Here is a 19,510-nt window from a genome sequence, read left to right on the forward strand (position 1 = left end):
TAGGCCTGTGGGCACCGTCAGCCAATCTGGTTATCCACAGGCGGTGTGGATGACGGGCCCTACGCTGTGGAGAACTCCGCGAAACCTGTGCACGGCCCGGTGGACAGCCCTGTGAACAAGCACTCAGCCAGTTTGCGAAACCGCTTCTGACCTGCGACTTTCCCATCCACCGGCTGTGCAGAAGAAAAACTTTCCCACTCGGACCAAGATCGTTGCAAAACCCGCCCGACGGGGCGTCGAGTCACGGCTCAGGTAAGGGTCTAAAGAACATTGCATCTCTTACCTGTGGAAGATTACATTGGTGTCCATGACACAGGCTCCCGCGGCGCCCAAGGCCGCTCGGCGACGGCATGACCGAGAGATCATCGCGCTCGCCGTACCCGCCTTCGGCGCGCTCGTCGCCGAGCCCCTCTTCGTCCTGGCCGACAGCGCCATCGTCGGACACCTCGGCACCGCCCAGCTCGCCGGTCTCGGCGTCGCCTCGGCGCTCCTCACCACCGCGGTGAGCATCTTCGTCTTCCTCGCGTACGCCACTACGGGCGCCGTCGCCCGCCGGGTCGGTGCGGGCGACCTCCAGGCCGCCATCCGGCAGGGCATGGACGGCATCTGGCTCGCCCTACTCCTCGGAGCCGCGGTCATCGCCGTGGTCCTGCCCACCGCCCCCGCCCTGGTGGACCTGTTCGGCGCGTCCGACACCGCGGCTCCCTACGCCATCACGTATCTGCGGATCTCCTCGCTCGGCATCCCGGCCATGCTCGTCGTGCTCGCCGCCACCGGTGTGCTGCGCGGCCTGCAGGACACCAAGACCCCGCTGTACGTCGCGATCGGCGGCTTCGTCGCCAACGCCGTCCTCAACGTCGGTCTGGTCTACGGCGCCGATCTCGGCATCGCCGGCTCCGCCTGGGGCACCGTCATCGCCCAGTGCGGCATGGCCGCCGTCTACCTCTTCGTCGTCGTCCGCGGCGCCAAGCGGCACGGCGCCTCGCTGCGGCCGGACGCCGCCGGGATAAGGGCCTGTGCCCAAGCCGGTGTGCCGCTCCTGGTCCGCACGCTCTCGCTGCGGGCCATCCTGATGATCGCGACCGCGGTGGCAGCCCGCCTCGGCGACTCCGACATCGCCGCCCACCAGATCGTTCTGTCCCTGTGGAGTTTGCTGGCCTTCGCACTGGACGCCATCGCCATCGCCGGCCAGGCCATCATCGGACGCTATCTGGGAGCTGACGATCCGGACGGCGCACGCGCCGTCTGCCGTCGGATGGTGCAGTGGGGCATCGCCTCAGGTGTCGTGCTCGGCCTGCTCGTCGTCCTCGCCCGGCCGTTGTTCATCCCGCTGTTCACCAGCGATGCCACCGTCCAAGACGCGGCGCTGCCCGCCCTCGTCGTGGTCGCCCTCGCTCAACCGGTCTGCGGCATCGTCTTCGTCCTCGACGGCGTCCTGATGGGTGCGGGCGACGGACCGTACCTCGCCTGGGCGATGATCGTCACGCTGGCGGTCTTCACCCCGGTCGCCCTGCTCGTCCCCACCTTCGGCGGCGGTCTGACCGCGCTGTGGGGAGCGATGACCCTGATGATGGCGGTCCGCATGGTGACCTTGTGGCTGCGCTCCCGCTCGGGCCGCTGGATCGTCACGGGCGCCACGCGCTGAGTCCTGTTTCACGTGAAGTCCTGTTTCACGTGAAGTCCTGTTTCACGTGAAACAGCACCCTTCGAGAAACACGTTGGGCCGCACCCCGAGGGGTACGGCCCAACGATTGCTTCAACTCTGCCAAGCGCAGTGCTTAGGCGGAGACGACCTCGACGTTGACCTTCGCGGCAACCTCGGGGTGCAGACGCACGGACGTCGCGTGGGCGCCCAGGGTCTTGATCGGCGCGCCCAGCTCGACACGGCGCTTGTCGACCTTCGGACCACCGGCAGCCTCGATCGCCGAAGCGATGTCGGCCGGGGTGACGGAACCGAAGAGACGACCGGCGTCGCCGGAGCGAACGGCCAGGCGGACCTTGACGCCCTCGAGCTGGGCCTTGACCTCGTTGGCCTGCTCGATGGTCGCGATCTCGTGGATCTTGCGAGCACGACGGATCTGCTCGACGTCCTTCTCGCCACCCTTGGTCCAGCGGATCGCGAAGTTCCGCGGGATCAGGTAGTTGCGGGCGTAGCCGTCCTTGACGTCTACGACCTCGCCGGCGGCGCCGAGGCCGGAGACCTCGTGGGTGAGGATGATCTTCATTAGTCGGTCACCCTTCCCTTATCGCGCGGTGGACGTGTAGGGCAGCAGCGCCATCTCACGGCTGTTCTTCACGGCCGTGGCGACGTCACGCTGGTGCTGCGTGCAGTTGCCGGTCACGCGGCGGGCACGGATCTTGCCGCGGTCGGAAATGAACTTCCGCAGCATGTTCGTGTCCTTGTAGTCCACGTACGTGACCTTGTCCTTGCAGAAAGCGCAGACCTTCTTCTTAGGCTTGCGCACAGGCGGCTTCGCCATGGTGTATCTCCTGTGTGATCAAGAAGTGGGGTTACGGCCCACCCTCGGCCCGGAGGCCTGAAAGCCCTGGGGCTCAGGCCCTGAGGCCTAGAAGGGGGGCTCGTCCGAGTAGCCGCCACCGGAGCCGCCGGAGCTTCCGCCCCAGCCGCCACCGCCGCCGCCCTGCTGCTGGCCGCCGCCGGCCGGCGCACCGGTCGCCCAGGGGTCGTCGGCGGGAGCACCGCCGCCACCCTGCTGCTGACCGCCGCCGGAGCCACCGCCCCAGCCGCCGCCCTGCTGGCCGCCGCCACCGCCGCCGTAACCGCCCTGGCCGCCTCGACCGGTGGTCTTGGTGACCTTGGCCGTGGCGTTCTTCAGGCTGGCGCCGACTTCCTCGACGTCCAGCTCGTAGACCGTGCGCTTGATGCCCTCACGGTCCTCGTAGGACCGCTGCTTCAGCCGGCCCTGCACGATGACGCGCATGCCTCGCTGGAGCGACTCCGCGACGTTCTCCGCCGCCTGACGCCAGACCGAGCAGGTGAGGAAGAGGCTCTCGCCGTCCTTCCACTCGTTCGTCTGGCGGTCGAAGGTGCGGGGGGTGGACGCGACACGGAACTTCGCGACCGCCGCACCGGAGGGGGTGAAGCGCAGCTCGGGGTCGTCGACAAGATTGCCGACGACCGTGATGACGGTCTCGCCTGCCATGGGGGAACCTCTCGGCGGGTTTGCTGCTGGCTGCTTGTTGCTGCTACTCGATTCCCGGGTGCTGCTGAGCTAGAAAGCTCAGTGCATCTCGGGACGGAGGACCTTGGTCCGGAGGACCGACTCGTTCAGGTTCATCTGTCGGTCGAGCTCCTTGACGACCGCAGGCTCGGCCTGCAGGTCGATGACCGAGTAGATGCCCTCGGGCTTCTTCTTGATCTCGTAGGACAGACGACGACGGCCCCAGGTGTCGACCTTCTCGACCTTTCCGTTGCCCTCACGGACGACGGAGAGGAAGTTCTCGATCAGCGGGGAGACAGCGCGCTCCTCGAGATCGGGGTCGAGGATGACCATCACTTCGTAGTGACGCATGTGGAACCCACCTCCTTTGGACTCAGCGGCCACGGTCGTTCCGTGGCAGGAGGGTCGTGATGCGTACGCAACGGTATCGGCCGCCACTGACAATCGGCTCCCGCGAGCGGGGGCTCTTGCTGTGGCCAGGGCAGACACCGGTGCAGACGGTACAGAGTACCCGCACCGAGGCTTCCGGTTGAAATCCGGCGGGGGACGGGCAGAATCTGTACACATCGGGTGTGTATGGCGCTACGATGCGCCGCTTCCGCAGGAGGTGCCTCACATGGCACAAGTAATGCGACCGAACACCGCCACTTCCCTCTTCGCCACGGACGGCAAGTCCCATCCGCTCCAGGACGCGCTGCTCGGCGTGACCCTGGTGCTCGGGGCGATCGCCTTCGTGACGGCGATGTTCCACAACCTCCATCTGATCAGCTCGTGGGCCGGCCTGATCGGGATCACCACGGGTGCGTACGGCCAGCTCATCTCGGCGACGACCCGCGAACGCTTCGGTCTGATCCTGGGCCTCGGCGCTTCGGCGATCGGCTTCTTCCTGGGCATGGCACACGGCGGACTCTTCGGCGGAATCATCGGCTGACGGCCTCGCGGCACCCCGGCCGCACGCGCGGCCGGGGGCCCGAGTTCCGTACGCCCAGACGGGGCGCTCGCGGGGCGCAGTAGGCTTCGGCGCGAGAGCCGGAGCCCCTGTACCCATGGGGACACACCAGCCCGAGGAGCGCCCCGAATGAGTCTGACCCTGAGGACCATCAGTCGCGAGCAGCATCTGGCGTATATCCAGACACTGCCGTCGGCGAGTCATTGCCAGGTCCCCGCATGGGCTGACGTGAAGAGCGAATGGCGCTCGGAGAACCTGGGCTGGTTCGACGACAGGACCGGCCAGCTGGTCGGTGCCGGCCTGGTGCTCTACCGGCAGTTGCCCAAGCTGAAGCGCTATCTCGCGTACCTGCCCGAGGGGCCGGTGATCAACTGGTACGCCCCGAACCTCGACGAGTGGCTGCAGCCGATGCTGGCGCATCTGAAGCAGCAGGGCGCCTTCTCCGTGAAGATGGGTCCGCCGGTCGTGATCCGCCGCTGGGACGCTCCGGCGATCAAGGCCGGAATCCAGAACCCGGACGTGAAGCGGCTGCGGGACGTCGAGGCGACGTACATCGAGCCGCGGGCCTTCGAGGTCTCCGACCGGCTGCGCCGGATGGGGTGGCAGCAGGGTGAGGACGGCGGCGCCGGCTTCGGTGACGTGCAGCCCCGCTTCGTCTTCCAGGTGCCGCTGGCCAACCGCTCCCTGGACGAGGTCCAGAAGGGCTTCAACCAGCTGTGGCGGCGCAACATCAAGAAGGCCGAGAAGGCCGGTGTCGAGGTCGTCCAGGGCGGTTACTACGACCTTCCCGAGTGGCAGCGGCTCTATGAGATCACCGCGGTGCGCGACAAGTTCCGCCCGCGGCCGCTCGGCTACTTCCAGCAGATGTGGCAGGCCCTCAACTCCGAGGACCCCAACCGCATGCGGCTGTATTTCGCGCGGCACAACGGCGTGAACCTGTCGGCCGCGACGATGCTGGTCGTCGGCGGGCACGTCTGGTACTCCTACGGCGCGTCGGACAACATCGGGCGTGAGGTCAGGCCCTCGAACGCGATGCAGTGGCGGATGCTCCGCGATGCGTACGCCATGGGTGCCACCGTCTATGACCTGCGCGGCATCTCCGACTCGCTGGACGAGACCGACCACCTCTTCGGTCTGATCCAGTTCAAGGTCGGCACCGGCGGTGAGGCCGCCGAGTACATCGGCGAGTGGGACTTCCCGCTCAACAAGCTGCTACACAAGGCGCTCGACATCTACATGTCGCGCCGCTGATCCCGCACAATTTCCTTCCATAACTCTGATACACCGCAGATACGAGAAAGGTTCCGGGATCCAGCCATGGCGCTCACGCTCTATGTCGACACCGCGCGCTGGCGGGCACACCAGAAGCACCTGCTGGAGCAGTTCCCGGGCATCGTCCCGGTCTGCAAGGGCAACGGCTACGGCTTCGGTCACGAGCGCCTCGCCGAGGAAGCAACGCGTTTCGGCTCCGACATCCTCGCCGTGGGCACCACCTACGAGGCCGCCCGGATCAAGGACTGGTTCAGCGGTGACCTGCTGGTCCTGACGCCGTTCCGGCGGGGCGAGGAGCCGGTGCCGCTGCCCGACCGCGTCATCCGGTCGGTGTCGTCCCTCGACGGCGTACACGGCCTCGTGGGCGCCCGCGTCGTCATCGAGGTCATGTCCTCGATGAAGCGCCATGGCGTGAGCGAGCAGGAGCTCCCACAGCTGCACGCCGCCATCGAGGACGTACGCCTCGAGGGTTTCGCGATCCACCTGCCGCTGGACCGCACCGACGGCTCGGACGCCGTCGAGGAGGTCATCGGCTGGATGGACCGCCTGCGTGCGGCCCGGCTGCCGCTGCACACGATGTTCGTCAGCCACCTCAAGGCTCATGAACTCGCCCGTTTGCAGCAGCAGTTCCCGCAGACCCGCTTCCGTGCCCGCATCGGCACGAACCTCTGGCTGGGCGACCACGAGGCCACCGAGTACCGCGGTGCCGTCCTCGACGTCACCGCCGTCGCGAAGGGCGACCGCTTCGGATACCGCCAGCAGAAGGCCGCGTCCGACGGCTGGCTGGTCGTGGTCGCCGGCGGCACCTCGCACGGTGTCGGCCTGGAGGCCCCGAAGGCGCTGCACGGCATGATGCCGCGCGCCAAGGGTGTGGCCCGCGCGGGTCTCGCGACGGTCAACCGCAACCTGTCGCCGTTCGTCTGGGCGGGCAAGCAGCGCTGGTTCGCGGAGCCGCCGCACATGCAGGTCTCGATCCTCTTCGTTCCCTCCGACGCCCCGGAGCCGAAGGTCGGCGAGGAACTGGTGGCCCACCTGCGGCACACCACCACGCAGTTCGACCGGATGGTCGACCGCTGAGACGGAACGTAGGCCGCTGAGACGGACTGTGGGCGGCTGAGACAAACCGCTCCAGCACGCGGAAGGGCCGGCACGACGACGAGTCGTACCGGCCCTTCCGCATGCCGAGCCCGCACGTGTTCGCTCAGGGCGAACGCGCGGGCAGAGTGCCCTTTCAGAGCCTCAGCGTGAGAGATCGGCCGAGGAACCCCACCGCACGGCGGGAGCCTCGGCGGAGCGCATCTCGGTCCGCGCCGCACGGCCCTCGATCCCCAGGACGAAGACGTCCCGAGCCCCGTCCAGAGCACCCCCCGAGGGGTCGTCGTCACCGGCCCGCCGCACCACGTCCCGCTCCGGCAACAGGATGTCGCGTACGACCACGGCACACAGGTACAGCGTCCCCAACAAGTGGATGCCGATGGCCAGTTGGTAGCCCTCGGTCGGCAGGCCCTTGTGGGCGTCTCCGCTCGTCGTGTACGCCAAGTACATCCAGATCCCGAGGAAGTACGCGACCTCGCACGCCTGCCAGACCAGGAAGTCGCGCCAGCGCGGCCGGGCGAGCGCGGCGAGGGGGATCAGCCACAGGACGTACTGCGGTGAGTAGACCTTGTTGGTGAGGATGAAGGCCGCGACCACCAGGAAGGCGAGCTGCGCGAAGCGCGGGCGCCGCGGTGCCATGAGGCCGAGCGCGCCGATGCCCAGGCAGGCGAGGAGCATCATCACCGCCGCCAGGGTGTTCACCGTGTCGGTGGTCAGCGGAGAGTCCATGCGCTGGGAGAGGATCAGCCAGAAGGACCCGAAGTCGACGCCACGCTCCTGGCTGAACGTGTAGAACTTCGACCAGCCGTCGCTCGCGAGCAGCATCACCGGCAGGTTGACGAGCAGCCAGGCGCCCGCCGTGCCGAGCAGCGCGGTCCCGAACTGCCGCCATCTGCCCGCGCGCCAGCACAGGATCAGCAGCGGTCCGAGGATGAGCACGGGATAGAGCTTGGCGGCCGTCGCGAGCCCGAGGAGCACACCGAAAGCCAGCGCACGCGCGCGTGCCCACATCAGCATCGCGGCGGCCGTGAGAGCCACCGCGAGGAGGTCCCAGTTGATGGTGGCCGTCAGCGCGAAGGCCGGGGCGAGAGCGACGAGCAGCGCGTCCCAGGGGCGGCGCCGGTGGGTGCGCGCGACGCACACGGCGATGACCGCGGTGCAGGCCATCAGTATCCCGGCGTTGACCATCCAGTAGATCTTTTCCTGGTGCTGGATGGAGCCGCTGCCAGGAGTGACCCAGGAGGCCACTTCCATGAACACCCCGGTGAGGACCGGATACTCGAGGTACTCCATGTCGCCGGGGAGCTTGTCGAAGTACGGCACGAGACCGTCGGCGAAGCCACGTCCCTGGTAGAGGTGCGGGATGTCGGAGTAACACGCGTGCGTGTACTGCGAGCTCGCTCCGAAGAACCAGGCGCCGTTGTAGCACGGCATTTTCTGGATCATTCCGAGTGCGAACATCCCGAGCGCAACGAGCGTGATGACGCGCACGGGAGTCCACCACGTCGCCGCGAACAGCACTCTCCGGCCGACCGGGCCTCCGATCAGCTCGCTGCCGGCCCGGGCGACCTCGTCCTCCTTGGTGGGCCGTACCGGCTCCGGCTCCTGGCTCACGGGCTCGTACGTGCTCGTGCGCGGCGTCTCTGCGCTGGGATCTGCACTGGGCATGCCCGCCATCCTGCCGTACGCGCCTGAGAACACGGAGAGGGCCGCCGCACCCATCGGTGCGACGGCCCTCGTTTCACGTGAAACATCCGCGGCGGACGTGGGGGGACGCGGGGGAGACCTCAGCGGCCCGCCGGATCACCCCGGCGGGACCGGCTCAGCCCCTCGGGCCGGCGATGAAGCCGCCACCGCCCCCGTTCTCGTTGCCGTGGTTTGCTCCGCCACCGGCTGGGTCATCCGTCGGCGGTGGCGACTCGCCGCCGGGACCGCCGCCGACGCCGCCGTCGGCGGCACCACCACCGTTCTCCTGACCGCCGTCGTCGTTGCAGTCCCAGTCCAGCGGATCACAGGACTCCTCGGGGTCCGGCGACTTCGTCGGAGGCTTCGAGGACTCGGTCTCCGTGGGCGTCGGTGACGTGGTCTTCTCCGGCTCCTCCTCGGTCTCCGTCGGGGACGGCGGCGGGGGCGGAGTCTCGCCGACCACCTTGCCGATCGGCCCGGGCACCGGGAAGTTCTTCACGGGCTGGCCCTTGAGCGCCTGCTCCATGTAGTCCTGCCAGATCTGCGCGGGGAACGAGGCTCCGTGGATCTTCTTCTCGCCTCCCGTGCCGAACATCTCCAGGAACTTGCGCTTCTTGTTGGTCTCGTCGTCGTCGAGCCGGTACATGCTCACCGCCGTCGACAGCTGCGGGGTGTAGCCGACGAACCAGGCCGACTTGTTGCCGTCGGTCGTACCGGTCTTGCCGGCGACCTGACGGCCGGAGAGCTGGGCCGAGGTACCCGTGCCCTTGTCCACGACGGTGCGCAGCACGTCGGTGACGTTGTCGGCGACCTCCGCGTCGAAGGCCTGCTTGGTCTCCTTCTCGTGCCGGTAGACCGTGTCGCCCTCGTGCTCGACCTCCGTGACCGAGTAGGGCTCGTTCTGCTTGCCGCTCGCCGCGAAGGTGGAGTACGCCCCGGCCATCCGGATGGCGCTCGGCGACGAGGTGCCGAGCGAGAAGGACGGGTAGGTGGCACCGGCCATGGAGCTGTCGTCCTTGAGGCCGGCATCCATGGCCGCCTCCTTGACCTTCTCCAGGCCGACGTCCATGCCGAGCTGCACATACGCCGAGTTGACCGACTCCCTCATCGCCTCACGGAGATCGATCTGGTAGCTGGGCGGGTTGTACGACTGGTTTCCGTCGTTCTTCTGGTTCCACTGCTTGCCGTCGCGGTCCGTCCAGACCTGCCCGTTGTACTTCTGGATCTTGAGCTCGTTCTTGCCGCTGTACAGGCTCTTCGGGTTGACGATGGTGCGCTCGACCGCGGTCTGCTGTTCCGGGCCGTCCGGGTCACGCACGCCGTACTTGAACGCGGCGGCCAGCACGAAGGGCTTGTACGTCGAACCGACCTGGGCACCGGTCTGGTCCGCGTTGTTGGTGAAGTGCTTGGTCGCGTCCTCACCGCCGTAGATGGCCTTGATCGCGCCGTCCTTCGGGTCCACGGAGGCGCCGCCGAACTGGACGTGCGTGTCCTTCTCCGGACGCAGCTTCGGCTTGATCTTCTCCTTGCGGACCTTGTTCACCGCCTTCTCGAGCTCCTTGACCTTCTTCCTGTCGAAGGTCGTGTGGATCTCGTAGCCACCCTGCTGGAGCTGCTCGGCGGTGATGTTGGTGTTCCTGATGACGTACGCCTTGGCCAGGTCCACGAGGTAACCGGTCTGGCCCGCCAGGTCCACGTTCGAGCGCGGGTTCTGCAGCTTGGGGAAGTCGGTGTACTTGGCCCGCCGCTCCTCGGTCAGGTGGCCGTCCTTGACCTCCTCGTCGAGGATCCACTTCCAGCGCTTCTTGGCGCGAGTGGTGTTGTCCTCCTTGTTGGCGGCGGGGTCGATCTCGGGATAGCCGGCGGGGTCGTAGTACGTGGCGCCCTTGAGCACCGTCGCGAGGAGAGCGCACTGGCTGGGATCCAGCTCGCTGGCTTCCTTGCCGAAGTACGCCCGCGCGGCGGCCTGGATGCCATAGGCCCCACGCCCGTAATAGGCGGTGTTGAGGTACCCCGCCATGATGTCTTCCTTGGAGACCTGGCGGCCGACCTTTATGGAGATGAAGAGCTCTTTGAACTTCCTGGAGAACGTCTGCGACTGATCACCGAGGCGCGCGTTCTTCACGTACTGCTGGGTGATGGTCGAGCCACCCTGGGTCTGCCCGCCCTTGGCCATGTTGACCAGGGCACGCGCGATGCCCATCGGGTCGACGCCCTTGTCCTTCTCGAACGTCTTGTTCTCCGCCGACATGACGGCGAAGCGCATCTCTGCCGGGATGTCGTCGTAGTCGATGATCTGGCGGTTGCGCTCACCACCGGTCGCGACCATCTGCTTGCCGTCGGCCCAGTAGTAGACGTTGTTCTGGGCCTTGGCCGCCTTGTCGACCTCCGGCACCTCCACCAGGGCGTACGCGATGCCTGCGACGGCCATCAAGCTGCCGAGGAAGCCGATGAACATGCCGGTGACCAGGCGCCACGACGGGACCCAGCGGCGGGCACCGCTCTTGCCTGCGCGCGGATAGTCGATGAACCGCTTCTTGCGCGGAGGCTCGGCGCCACGGCCCCTGCCGCGGCCTGCCCCGCCCGGGCCACCGGCCCCGCCACCGCCACGACGGCCACCACCGGCACCGCGCCCACCCCCGTCGGGCGCCCTGCGACGGCTGCCGCCCGTACCGACAGATCCGCTGCGCTGCGCGGCGCGCCGGGCCTCGGCACGGCCGCCGTACGGTCGGCCCCCCTCGTCAGGAGCCCCGGGACCGGACGCCCCATAAGAAGGACCGGACGCCCCATAAGAAGAAGAGGGCGATCCTGTATCGCCCCGCGGGGCCGCGCGGCGGCCCGACGGCGCTCCTGGGGCGCCTCGCCTGGCCGCGGCGCGTCCGCCGCCCTGCGGCTGCGGCGGTTTGCGACGGTGCTCGCTCATCGAACGATTACTCCTCGGGCAGGCGCAGCTGTCCACGCCTGGAAACGGCGGCTGGTTTCCGGTCCCCCCGAAATGCGGATGCGTCCGTTCCGGAACCCACCCGCACTACACCGGGGACGACGACGCTCTCATGCGTCACTTGGTTCCCGGCGGCATGCATGGCGCACAGACTACGCACCGTCAAAACCCTCGTAGAGCCGAAGTTCACCCCAAAACAGGCAAGTTACTTCCTACGAATCGGTGATGTGACGCCGTTCACCGTGCCCCCTCTTGTCTCAACCGGATCGCCGTTCTATCGTCTCGATGTATCGAGTCGATACATCAGCTCGGCATAAAGGCCGTACTGAGGGACCGTGGCAGACGGGAGGCGACGATGAGCAGGCGCTCCGGCATCCTGGAATTCGCCGTGCTCGGGCTGCTCAGAGAGTCCCCGATGCACGGCTATGAGCTGCGTAAACGCCTCAATACATCGCTGGGAGTGTTCCGCGCCTTCAGCTACGGGACGCTCTACCCCTGCCTCAAGACGCTGGTCGCCAACGGCTGGTTGATCGAGGAGTCGGGTGGCAGCTCCGAAGACACCCTGGCGGCTCCGCTCGCGGGGCGTCGCGCCAAGATCGTCTATCGGTTGACGGCGGAAGGTAAGGAGCACTTCGAGGACCTGCTCTCGCAGACCGGCCCCGACGCGTACGAGGACGAGCACTTCGCCGCCCGCTTCGCCTTCTTCGGGCAGACCTCGCGAGATGTGCGGATGCGGGTGCTCGAGGGCCGCCGCAGCCGCCTCGAAGAGCGCTTGGAGAAGATGCGCGCCTCCCTGGCCCGTACCCGGGAGCGCCTGGACGACTACACGCTCGAACTTCAGCGGCACGGCATGGAGTCCGTGGAGCGCGAAGTGCGCTGGCTGAACGAGCTCATCGAGAGCGAGCGGGCGGGGCGGGACCAGCAACGGTCCGCCCCCGGAAGCTCCGCTCAGCAGAACAGCACATCTGGGGAGTCGACGGGCCTGCCCCGGCGGCGGGAGACCAACCCGCCGCCGGATCCGTCCGATGACCCCAATAAGTGAGACCCAGCGTTCCGCGGGGTTTCATCCCGAATACCGAGATCACACAGGGAGCAACCGGAATGGGTTCGGTTCGCGTAGCCATCGTCGGCGTGGGCAACTGCGCCGCCTCGCTGGTCCAGGGCGTCGAGTACTACAAGGACGCCGACCCGGACACGAAGGTCCCGGGCCTGATGCACGTCCAGTTCGGCGAGTATCACGTCGGTGACGTCGAGTTCGTCGCCGCCTTCGACGTCGACGCGAAGAAGGTCGGCCTCGACCTCTCGGACGCCATCGGTGCCAGCGAGAACAACACCATCAAGATCTGCGACGTGCCGAACAAGGGCGTCACGGTTCAGCGCGGCCACACCCTCGACGGCCTGGGCAAGTACTACCGCCAGACCATCGAGGAGTCCGACGAGGCCCCGGTCGACGTCGTCCAGATCCTCAAGGACCGCAAGGTCGACGTCCTCGTCTGCTACCTGCCCGTCGGTTCCGAGGACGCCGCGAAGTTCTACGCGCAGTGCGCCATCGACGCCAAGGTCGCGTTCGTCAACGCGCTGCCGGTCTTCATCGCCGGCACCAAGGAGTGGGCGGACAAGTTCACCGAGGCCGGTGTCCCGATCGTCGGCGACGACATCAAGTCCCAGGTCGGCGCCACCATCACGCACCGTGTGATGGCGAAGCTGTTCGAGGACCGCGGTGTCCGTCTCGAGCGCACCATGCAGCTGAACGTCGGCGGCAACATGGACTTCAAGAACATGTTGGAGCGCGACCGCCTCGAGTCGAAGAAGATCTCGAAGACGCAGGCCGTCACCTCGCAGATCCCCGACCGCGAGATGGGCGAGAAGAACGTCCACATCGGCCCGTCGGACTACGTCGCGTGGCTCGACGACCGCAAGTGGGCGTACGTCCGCCTCGAGGGCCGCGCCTTCGGTGACGTCCCGCTGAACCTGGAGTACAAGCTCGAGGTCTGGGACTCCCCGAACTCCGCGGGTGTCATCATCGACGCTCTCCGCGCCGCGAAGATCGCCAAGGACCGCGGTGTCGGCGGCCCGATTCTCTCCGCGTCGTCGTACTTCATGAAGTCCCCGCCGGTCCAGTACTTCGACGACGAGGCCTACGACAACGTCGAGAAGTTCATCAAGGGCGAGGTCGAGCGCTAAACAGCTCTCTCCTTGTCGCTCGTCGAGGGTCCCCGGGCATTCCGCCCGGGGACCCTCCTCGTATGTGAGGCTTGGCCCCATGGCTGTCGTCGGTGACCTGCGGATACTGCTGCGGCTGCGGGACTTCCGACGGCTCCTCGCCGTACGGCTGATCTCCCAGGGGGCGGACGGCGTCTATCAGGTCGCGCTCGCCACCTACGTCGTCTTCTCCCCGGAGAAGCAGGCCTCGCCCGGAGCGATCGCCTCCGCCATGGCGGTGCTGCTCCTTCCGTACTCGCTGATCGGCCCGTTCGCAGGCGTCCTCCTCGACCGCTGGCAGCGCCGCCAGGTCTTCCTGTACGGCAATCTCCTGCGGGCCGCCCTGGCGTCCGTGACCGCCGTGCTGATGCTGAGCGACGTCGCCGACTGGCTCTTCTACGTCTCCGCCCTCTGCGTCACCGCCGTCAACCGCTTCGTCCTGGCCGGGCTCTCGGCCGCGCTGCCCCGGGTGGTCGACGCCGACCGCCTGGTCATCGCGAACTCCCTCTCCCCGACCGCGGGGACGCTCGCCGCGACCCTGGGCGGCGGGCTCGCCTTCGTCGTACGCCTGGTGGGGCCGGACTCGGACGCGGCGGTGGTGCTCCTCGGAGCCGTCCTGTACCTCTGCGCGGCCCTCGCCTCGCTGCGCATGGCCCGTGCGCTGCTCGGCCCGGACCCCGACCTGGTGCAGCCCCGGCTCGCGGCGGCTCTCGCGGGCACGGCGCGCGGGTTGCAGGCAGGAGTACGGCACTTGCTGCAGCGTCCCGCGGCCGCCCGCGCGCTGGCCGCGATGACGGTGATGCGGTTCTGCTACGGCGCGCTGACGGTCATGGTCCTGATGCTCTGCCGGTACGCCTGGTCGTCGACGGAGTCCGACGGGCTGGCGCTGCTCGGCCTGGCCGTGGGGTTCTCCGGCGCGGGGTTCTTCGTGGCGGCCCTGGTGACGCCCGCGGCGGTGGGGCGGCTGGGGGCGGGCGGCTGGATCGTGGCCTGTGCGGGAGCGGCGGCGGTGCTCGAACCGGCGCTCGGCCTCTCCTTCGCGCCCGTCCCGCTCCTCGTCGCCGCCTTCGTCCTCGGCCTGACGACCCAGGGTGCGAAGATCGCCACGGACACGGTGGTGCAGTCCGCGGTGGCCGACGGCTTCCGAGGCCGAATCTTCTCCCTCTACGACGTCCTCTTCAACGTCGCCTTTGTCGGCGCGGCGGGAGTGGCCGCGCTGGTGCTGCCGCCTGACGGACGGTCGGTCCCACTGGTCATCGGTGTGGCCCTGCTCTACGCAGCAATTGCTGGGGCTATGGCCCGTTTTGGCGCGCAATAAGTGTCACATCAATGCCACAGAGTCCCTCTGGGCTTCAGAGTTGCCACCTCACCCGGATAACTTACGGGCGTCGTATTCGCGCCATCGCGCTCTCGTTCGAGGGGGACCCCCAAAAGTGACCACTCCGCCGCCCCAGGGCCAGATTCCGTACCCGCCGCAGGGCCAGAACCCCTATGGCCAGCAGGCCCCGGCGGCGCCCTACCCGCCGCAGCAGGGTCAGCCCGGCGCGACGCAGCCGTACCCGCCGTACAACCAGGGTGGGCCCGTCCCCCCGGCGCCGGCTGCTCCCCGGGGTCGCGGCAAGAAGCTGCTCCTGCGCATCGGTGGCTTCATCCTGGTCGCGATCCTCATAGCCGTCGGCAAGTGGTACCTCGGCAAGAGTGACGCCGAGTCCACCTCGGTCGGCAGCTGCATGCACAACGAGGGCACGCAGATCTCGCCGGACCTCAAGGAAGTCGACTGCTCTTCGAGCGACGCCGAGTTCGAGGTCGTCGAGAAGTTCGACGGCACGAGCGACAGCAACAAGTGCAAGGCCGTCAAGACCTCCGAGATCGCCTACTACCAGCAGGGCAAGGGGCACAACGTCGTGCTCTGCCTGAAGGAGACCAAGTAGGAGAACGCCGAGGGGCGTTGTTTCACGGTTTCACGTGAAACAACGCCCCTCGGCGTATGCGGGGACGTGGGGGCGCGGATGTTTCACGTGAAACCGTGAGGCACCCGCGTGAGGCACCCGCCACCCCGTCTCAGTCCTGCGCGGCCCACCACTCCTTGAGCGCCGCAGCCGCTGCTTCCCGCTCCATCGGCCCGTTCTCCAGGCGCAGCTCCAGCAGGAACTTGTAGGCCTTGCCGATCACCGGGCCCGGGCCCACGTCCAAGATCTCCATGATGGCGTTGCCGTCGAGGTCGGGGCGGATCGAGTCCAGCTCCTCCTGCTCCTGGAGGCGGGCGATGCGCTCCTCCAGGCCGTCGTACGCGCGCGACAGGGCGTTCGCCTTGCGCTTGTTACGTGTCGTGCAGTCCGAGCGGGTCAGCTTGTGCAGGCGGTCCAGGAGCGGCCCCGCGTCGCGTACGTAGCGGCGTACGGCCGAATCCGTCCACTCTCCTGTGCCGTAGCCGTGGAAGCGCAGGTGGAGCTCGACCAGGCGCGAGACGTCCTTCACGAGCTCGTTGGAGTACTTGAGCGCCGTCATCCGCTTCTTGACCATCTTGGCGCCGACCACCTCGTGGTGGTGGAAGGAGACGCGGCCGTCGCTCTCGAAGCGCCGTGTCCGCGGCTTGCCGATGTCGTGCAGCAGCGCCGCGAGCCGCAGCGTCAGGTCGGGACCGTCCGTCTCCAGGGCCATCGCCTGCTCCAGGACGATCAGCGAGTGGTCGTACACGTCCTTGTGGCGGTGGTGCTCGTCCCGCTCCAGGCGCAGGGCCGGCAGCTCGGGCAGGATCCGCTCGGCAAGGCCCGTCTCCACGAGGAGGGCGAGACCCTTGCGCGGGTGTGCGGAGAGGAGCAGTTTGTTCAATTCGTCCCGGACCCGCTCCGCCGAGACGATGTCGATGCGCTCGGCCATCGCCTTCATCGCGGCGACCACGTCCGGGGCCACCTCGAAGTCCAGCTGAGCGGCGAAGCGCGCGGCCCGCAGCATGCGCAGCGGGTCGTCGGAGAAGGACTCCTCGGGGGTGCCGGGGGTGCGCAGGACACGCTCCGCCAGGTCCTCGAGACCACCGTGCGGGTCGACGAACTCCTTCTCGGGGAGCGCCACGGCCATCGCGTTCACCGTGAAGTCACGGCGCACGAGGTCTTCCTCGATGGAGTCGCCGTAGGACACCTCGGGCTTGCGCGAGGTCCTGTCGTACGCCTCCGAGCGGTACGTCGTGACCTCGACCTGGAAGCTCAGGTCGGCGTCTCCGACGCGGGCGTCCTTCTGGCTGCCGACCGTGCCGAAGGCGATCCCGACCTCCCACACCGCGTCGGCCCACGGCCGGACGATCTTCAGTACGTCCTCGGGGCGGGCGTCGGTCGTGAAGTCCAGGTCGTTGCCGAGCCGGCCCAGAAGGGCGTCCCTGACCGAGCCGCCGACCAGGGCGAGGGAGAACCCGGCCTCCTGGAAACGGCGGGCGAGGTCATCCGCGACAGGGGACACACGGAGCAGTTCACTGACCGCGCGGCGCTGCACCTGGCTCAGGGCGCTGGGGTTGTCTTCATTGGCGTTCGGCACAACAGAAAAGGGTACGTGCCCCGGGCGCCCGTGGCCGACCCGATTACCGCCCGGCCCCGCGGGGCTCGCGCCGCCGCTTCCGCCCGCCTTCTGATCACGTGGAGCGATCCGCTTCCGATCCCGTGGAGCGAGCCGCTTGTGATCACGTGGAGCAGTCCGCGGCACTTCGCCACAGCGCGCATCGTTACCATGCGTGGACGCACAACCGACGACCACTGACGACGAGGGACGGGCGAACGCGTGGCCGAGGCGGCAGACTTCCCGGGGACGAGCCCCTCACCTGCCCGCCGGTGGCTGCGGCGCACCGCAGCACTGCTGGTGGGTACCCCCTTGCTGGCCGGCCTCCTGCAGGCCCCGGCAGGGCCCGTGGCGCAGGCCGCTGCGCCGAGCACTCAGGCCGGCACGGCCGTGGCGAGCGCGAAGGCCGACGCCACCGGCTCTCGCACCGTCGACGTGTCCCTGGACTCGCTCACCCCCACCGCTCCCGGCGAGGGTGACACCCTCACCGTTTCGGGCACGGTCACCAACAACGGCAAGCAGACGGTGACCGGGGCCCAGGTCGGACTGCGCGTCGGCACGCCTCTCAACAGCCGCAGCGCCATCGACAGCGCGGCGAAGCGCACGGGCTTCCAGCCGGGGGCCGAGGGCCGGGAGATCGGCGGGAAGTACGTCGAGAAGATCTCCAGGCTCGCACCGGGAGTGCGGCAGGACTTCAGCATCTCCGTACCGGTGAAGGCACTGTCCCTCGGCACCCACGGCGTCTACCAGCTGGGTGTCGCTCTCACCGGGCAGAGCGCCGCCCAGCCCTACCCCCAGGTGCTCGGCATCGAGCGCACTTTCCTGCCGTGGCAGCCCGACGCCGCCGGCACGAAGACGAAGACCACGTATCTGTGGCCGCTCACCACCTCCACCCACCTCACGGCGAAGACGGGGTCCGACGACCAGCAGACGCCCGTCTTCAAGAACGACGACCTGGCCGACGAGCTCGCACCGGGCGGTCGCCTGGAGCAACTCCTGTCCCTCGGCAGCCGCCATGACGTCACGTGGGTCATCGATCCGGACCTGCTCGCCTCGGTCGAGGCGATGACGAAGAGCTACCGGATCGAGAATCCCGACGGAAAGACGAGCAGGGCGGGCAAGCACCAGTCCGTCGCCAATCAGTGGCTCAACGACCTCCAGGCCGCCGTCAAGGGCAAGAAGGTCGTCGCGCTGCCCTTCGCCGACCCCGACCTCGCGTCCCTCGCCCACACCGGCAAGGCGGTCGGTGGCTCTCTCGGGCATCTCAAGGAAGCCACCGAGGTCGGCGCCAGCACGGTGAAGACGATCCTTCAGGTGAAGCCCACCACGGACTTCGCGTGGCCCGCCGACGGGGCGGTCGATCCGTCGATCGTCGACGTCGCCACCTCCGCGGGCGCCCATACGGTGATCGCCCGCAGCGACAGCCTCCGTGAGACCGGCGGCCTGTCGTACTCGCCGACCGCGGCCCGGCCCATCGGCGGCGGTACGACCGCAGTGGTGGCCGACTCCCGCCTCTCCACGGCTTTCCAGGGCGACATGTCGGAGGCGGGGAACTCCACGCTCGCCGTCCAGGAGTTCCTCGCCCAGAGCCTCATGATCAACCTGCAGGACCCGGACAACCAGCGGAGCATCGTCGTCGCGCCGCAGCGCATGCCCTCCGTCAGCCAGGCGCAGGCCATGGAGAAGGCACTGAGCGCCCTCTCCGACGGGAAGTGGTCGCAGCCCGAGAGCCTGACCGCCGCCGCCAAGGCCAAGCCGGACCCGCAGGCGACCACCCAGGTGCCGTCGGCCGGGTCGTACCCCGCCTCGCTGCGCAAGCAGGAGCTGCCGCGGAAGTCCTTCGTGACCATCCAGGCCACCCAGGACCAGCTCGAGAGCTTCCAGGTGATCCTCACCGAGAAGGACCGCGTGGTCACCCCCTTCGGGCGAGCCATAGACCGGGGGATGTCGACGTCCTGGCGCGGTCGCGCGGCGGAGGCGACGGCCTACCAGGACAGCGTCAAGAACTACCTGCGGAATCTCACCAAGCAGGTGGCCCTGATCCAGAGGTCCGACGCGAAGCTGTCCGGCCGCAGCGCCACCATCCCCGTGTCGGTGCAGAACAACCTCGTGCAGGGCGTCGACCATCTCGTCCTGCGGCTGTACTCGCAGAACCCCACGCGTCTGAAGATCGGCGACGGGCAGTTCGAAGAGAAGCAGATCAAGATCGCGGGCGGCCACTCCCAGTCCGTGAAGTTCACGACCACCGCCAACGCCAACGGCCCCGTTCCGGTGTACGCGCGGCTCTACACGGAGGACGGCAAGCCCTACGGAGACGTCGTGCGCTTCGACGTCAACGTCACCGAGGTCACCCTCACCGTGATGCTCGTCATCGCGGGCGGCCTCCTGCTGCTCGTGCTCGCCGGATTCCGGATGTACACCCAGCGCAAGCGGGCGGCCCGCAAGCAGGCCCAGGAAGGCCCGGGCCAGGATCCCGGGCAGGACTCGGACGAGGGCCCGGCGGCGGGCCCCGACGGCGAGTCCGGCAGCGGGCCCGGGACGGACGACCCCGAGCAGCCGAGTGACCCGACACCGGACACCGCTCCCGAAAGCACCGACCCGTCGGACACGGGTGAGAGAGTGGACCGTTGAGCGATG

16 protein-coding genes are annotated in these 19,510 nt (G+C 68.2%); 9 read left to right on the forward strand and 7 right to left on the reverse strand.

What is annotated here, in order from left to right; all coding sequences use genetic code 11:
* The first annotated feature begins 307 nt into the window (after nt 1–307).
* Nucleotides 308–1,645: an MATE family efflux transporter gene (locus ACZ7LU_RS23365; protein ID WP_468091694.1), complete on the forward strand. Its 1,338-nt coding sequence runs from the start codon at nt 308–310 to the stop codon at nt 1,643–1,645.
* Between the two features lie 133 nt (nt 1,646–1,778).
* On the opposite strand, the gene rplI is transcribed toward ACZ7LU_RS23365, so the two are convergent.
* The 4 genes from rplI to rpsF all read right to left on the reverse strand — a co-directional run bounded on the left by rplI (nt 1,779) and on the right by rpsF (nt 3,533).
* Entirely contained in the window at nt 1,779–2,225 is a 447-nt protein-coding gene (rplI, locus tag ACZ7LU_RS23370) for a 50S ribosomal protein L9 (RefSeq protein ID WP_398301807.1), read from the reverse strand.
* A gap of 18 nt (nt 2,226–2,243) precedes the next feature.
* Nucleotides 2,244–2,480, reverse strand: a complete 237-nt coding sequence (gene rpsR / locus ACZ7LU_RS23375; RefSeq protein WP_003949403.1) for a 30S ribosomal protein S18 — start codon at nt 2,478–2,480, stop codon at nt 2,244–2,246.
* An 87-nt stretch (nt 2,481–2,567) separates the two neighbouring features.
* Nucleotides 2,568–3,164: a single-stranded DNA-binding protein gene (locus tag ACZ7LU_RS23380; protein ID WP_150169892.1), complete on the reverse strand. Its 597-nt coding sequence runs from the start codon at nt 3,162–3,164 to the stop codon at nt 2,568–2,570.
* 78 nt (nt 3,165–3,242) lie between these two features.
* The gene (gene rpsF, locus ACZ7LU_RS23385) at nt 3,243–3,533 is read right to left on the reverse strand and encodes a 30S ribosomal protein S6 (protein WP_016644628.1); all 291 of its coding nucleotides are present in this window, start codon (nt 3,531–3,533) and stop codon (nt 3,243–3,245) included.
* Nucleotides 3,534–3,798: 265 nt separating this feature from the next.
* On the opposite strand from rpsF, the gene ACZ7LU_RS23390 reads away from it, so the two are divergent.
* From ACZ7LU_RS23390 to ACZ7LU_RS23400, 3 genes are all read left to right on the forward strand, one after another.
* On the forward strand, nt 3,799–4,113 hold the full coding sequence (locus tag ACZ7LU_RS23390) for a hypothetical protein (protein WP_471917900.1): 315 nt from the start codon (nt 3,799–3,801) through the stop codon (nt 4,111–4,113).
* 147 nt (nt 4,114–4,260) lie between these two features.
* Entirely contained in the window at nt 4,261–5,382 is a 1,122-nt protein-coding gene (locus ACZ7LU_RS23395; RefSeq protein WP_362988283.1) for a lipid II:glycine glycyltransferase FemX, read from the forward strand.
* A 66-nt stretch (nt 5,383–5,448) separates the two neighbouring features.
* Entirely contained in the window at nt 5,449–6,480 is a 1,032-nt protein-coding gene (locus ACZ7LU_RS23400) for an alanine racemase (protein ID WP_398301812.1), read from the forward strand.
* Nucleotides 6,481–6,642: 162 nt separating this feature from the next.
* Here the strand turns inward: ACZ7LU_RS23400 and ACZ7LU_RS23405 are convergent, their stop codons facing one another.
* On the reverse strand, nt 6,643–8,166 hold the full coding sequence (locus ACZ7LU_RS23405; protein WP_471917901.1) for a glycosyltransferase family 87 protein: 1,524 nt from the start codon (nt 8,164–8,166) through the stop codon (nt 6,643–6,645).
* 154 nt (nt 8,167–8,320) lie between these two features.
* Nucleotides 8,321–11,107, reverse strand: coding sequence for a transglycosylase domain-containing protein (locus ACZ7LU_RS23410; protein ID WP_471917902.1), 2,787 nt, complete (start codon nt 11,105–11,107; stop codon nt 8,321–8,323).
* A 373-nt stretch (nt 11,108–11,480) separates the two neighbouring features.
* Between ACZ7LU_RS23410 and ACZ7LU_RS23415 the strand changes: the two genes are divergently transcribed.
* The 4 genes from ACZ7LU_RS23415 (at nt 11,481) to ACZ7LU_RS23430 (ending at nt 15,258) form a co-directional block, all read left to right on the forward strand.
* Nucleotides 11,481–12,167 carry a PadR family transcriptional regulator gene (locus ACZ7LU_RS23415; protein ID WP_471917903.1) on the forward strand — a complete coding sequence of 229 codons (687 nt, stop codon included), beginning with the start codon at nt 11,481–11,483 and terminating at the stop codon, nt 12,165–12,167.
* Between the two features lie 59 nt (nt 12,168–12,226).
* The gene (locus ACZ7LU_RS23420) at nt 12,227–13,309 is read left to right on the forward strand and encodes an inositol-3-phosphate synthase (protein ID WP_398301820.1); all 1,083 of its coding nucleotides are present in this window, start codon (nt 12,227–12,229) and stop codon (nt 13,307–13,309) included.
* Nucleotides 13,310–13,388: 79 nt separating this feature from the next.
* A complete protein-coding gene (locus ACZ7LU_RS23425; protein WP_471917904.1) occupies nt 13,389–14,645 on the forward strand; it encodes an MFS transporter in 1,257 nt (418 codons plus the stop codon).
* 115 nt (nt 14,646–14,760) lie between these two features.
* On the forward strand, nt 14,761–15,258 hold the full coding sequence (locus tag ACZ7LU_RS23430; protein ID WP_398301824.1) for an LppU/SCO3897 family protein: 498 nt from the start codon (nt 14,761–14,763) through the stop codon (nt 15,256–15,258).
* A gap of 130 nt (nt 15,259–15,388) precedes the next feature.
* On the opposite strand, the gene ACZ7LU_RS23435 is transcribed toward ACZ7LU_RS23430, so the two are convergent.
* Nucleotides 15,389–16,855 (reverse strand): CCA tRNA nucleotidyltransferase, encoded by a 1,467-nt coding sequence (locus ACZ7LU_RS23435; protein ID WP_398301826.1) that lies wholly within the window; start codon nt 16,853–16,855, stop codon nt 15,389–15,391.
* A gap of 240 nt (nt 16,856–17,095) precedes the next feature.
* Here ACZ7LU_RS23435 and ACZ7LU_RS23440 point away from each other — a divergent pair, with 240 nt between their 5' ends.
* Complete coding sequence (locus ACZ7LU_RS23440; protein ID WP_468091706.1) at nt 17,096–19,504, forward strand: DUF6049 family protein; 2,409 nt, start codon at nt 17,096–17,098, stop codon at nt 19,502–19,504.
* The last annotated feature ends 6 nt before the right edge of the window (nt 19,505–19,510 follow it).

This window comes from Streptomyces sp. NPDC039462 (genome assembly GCF_055639375.1).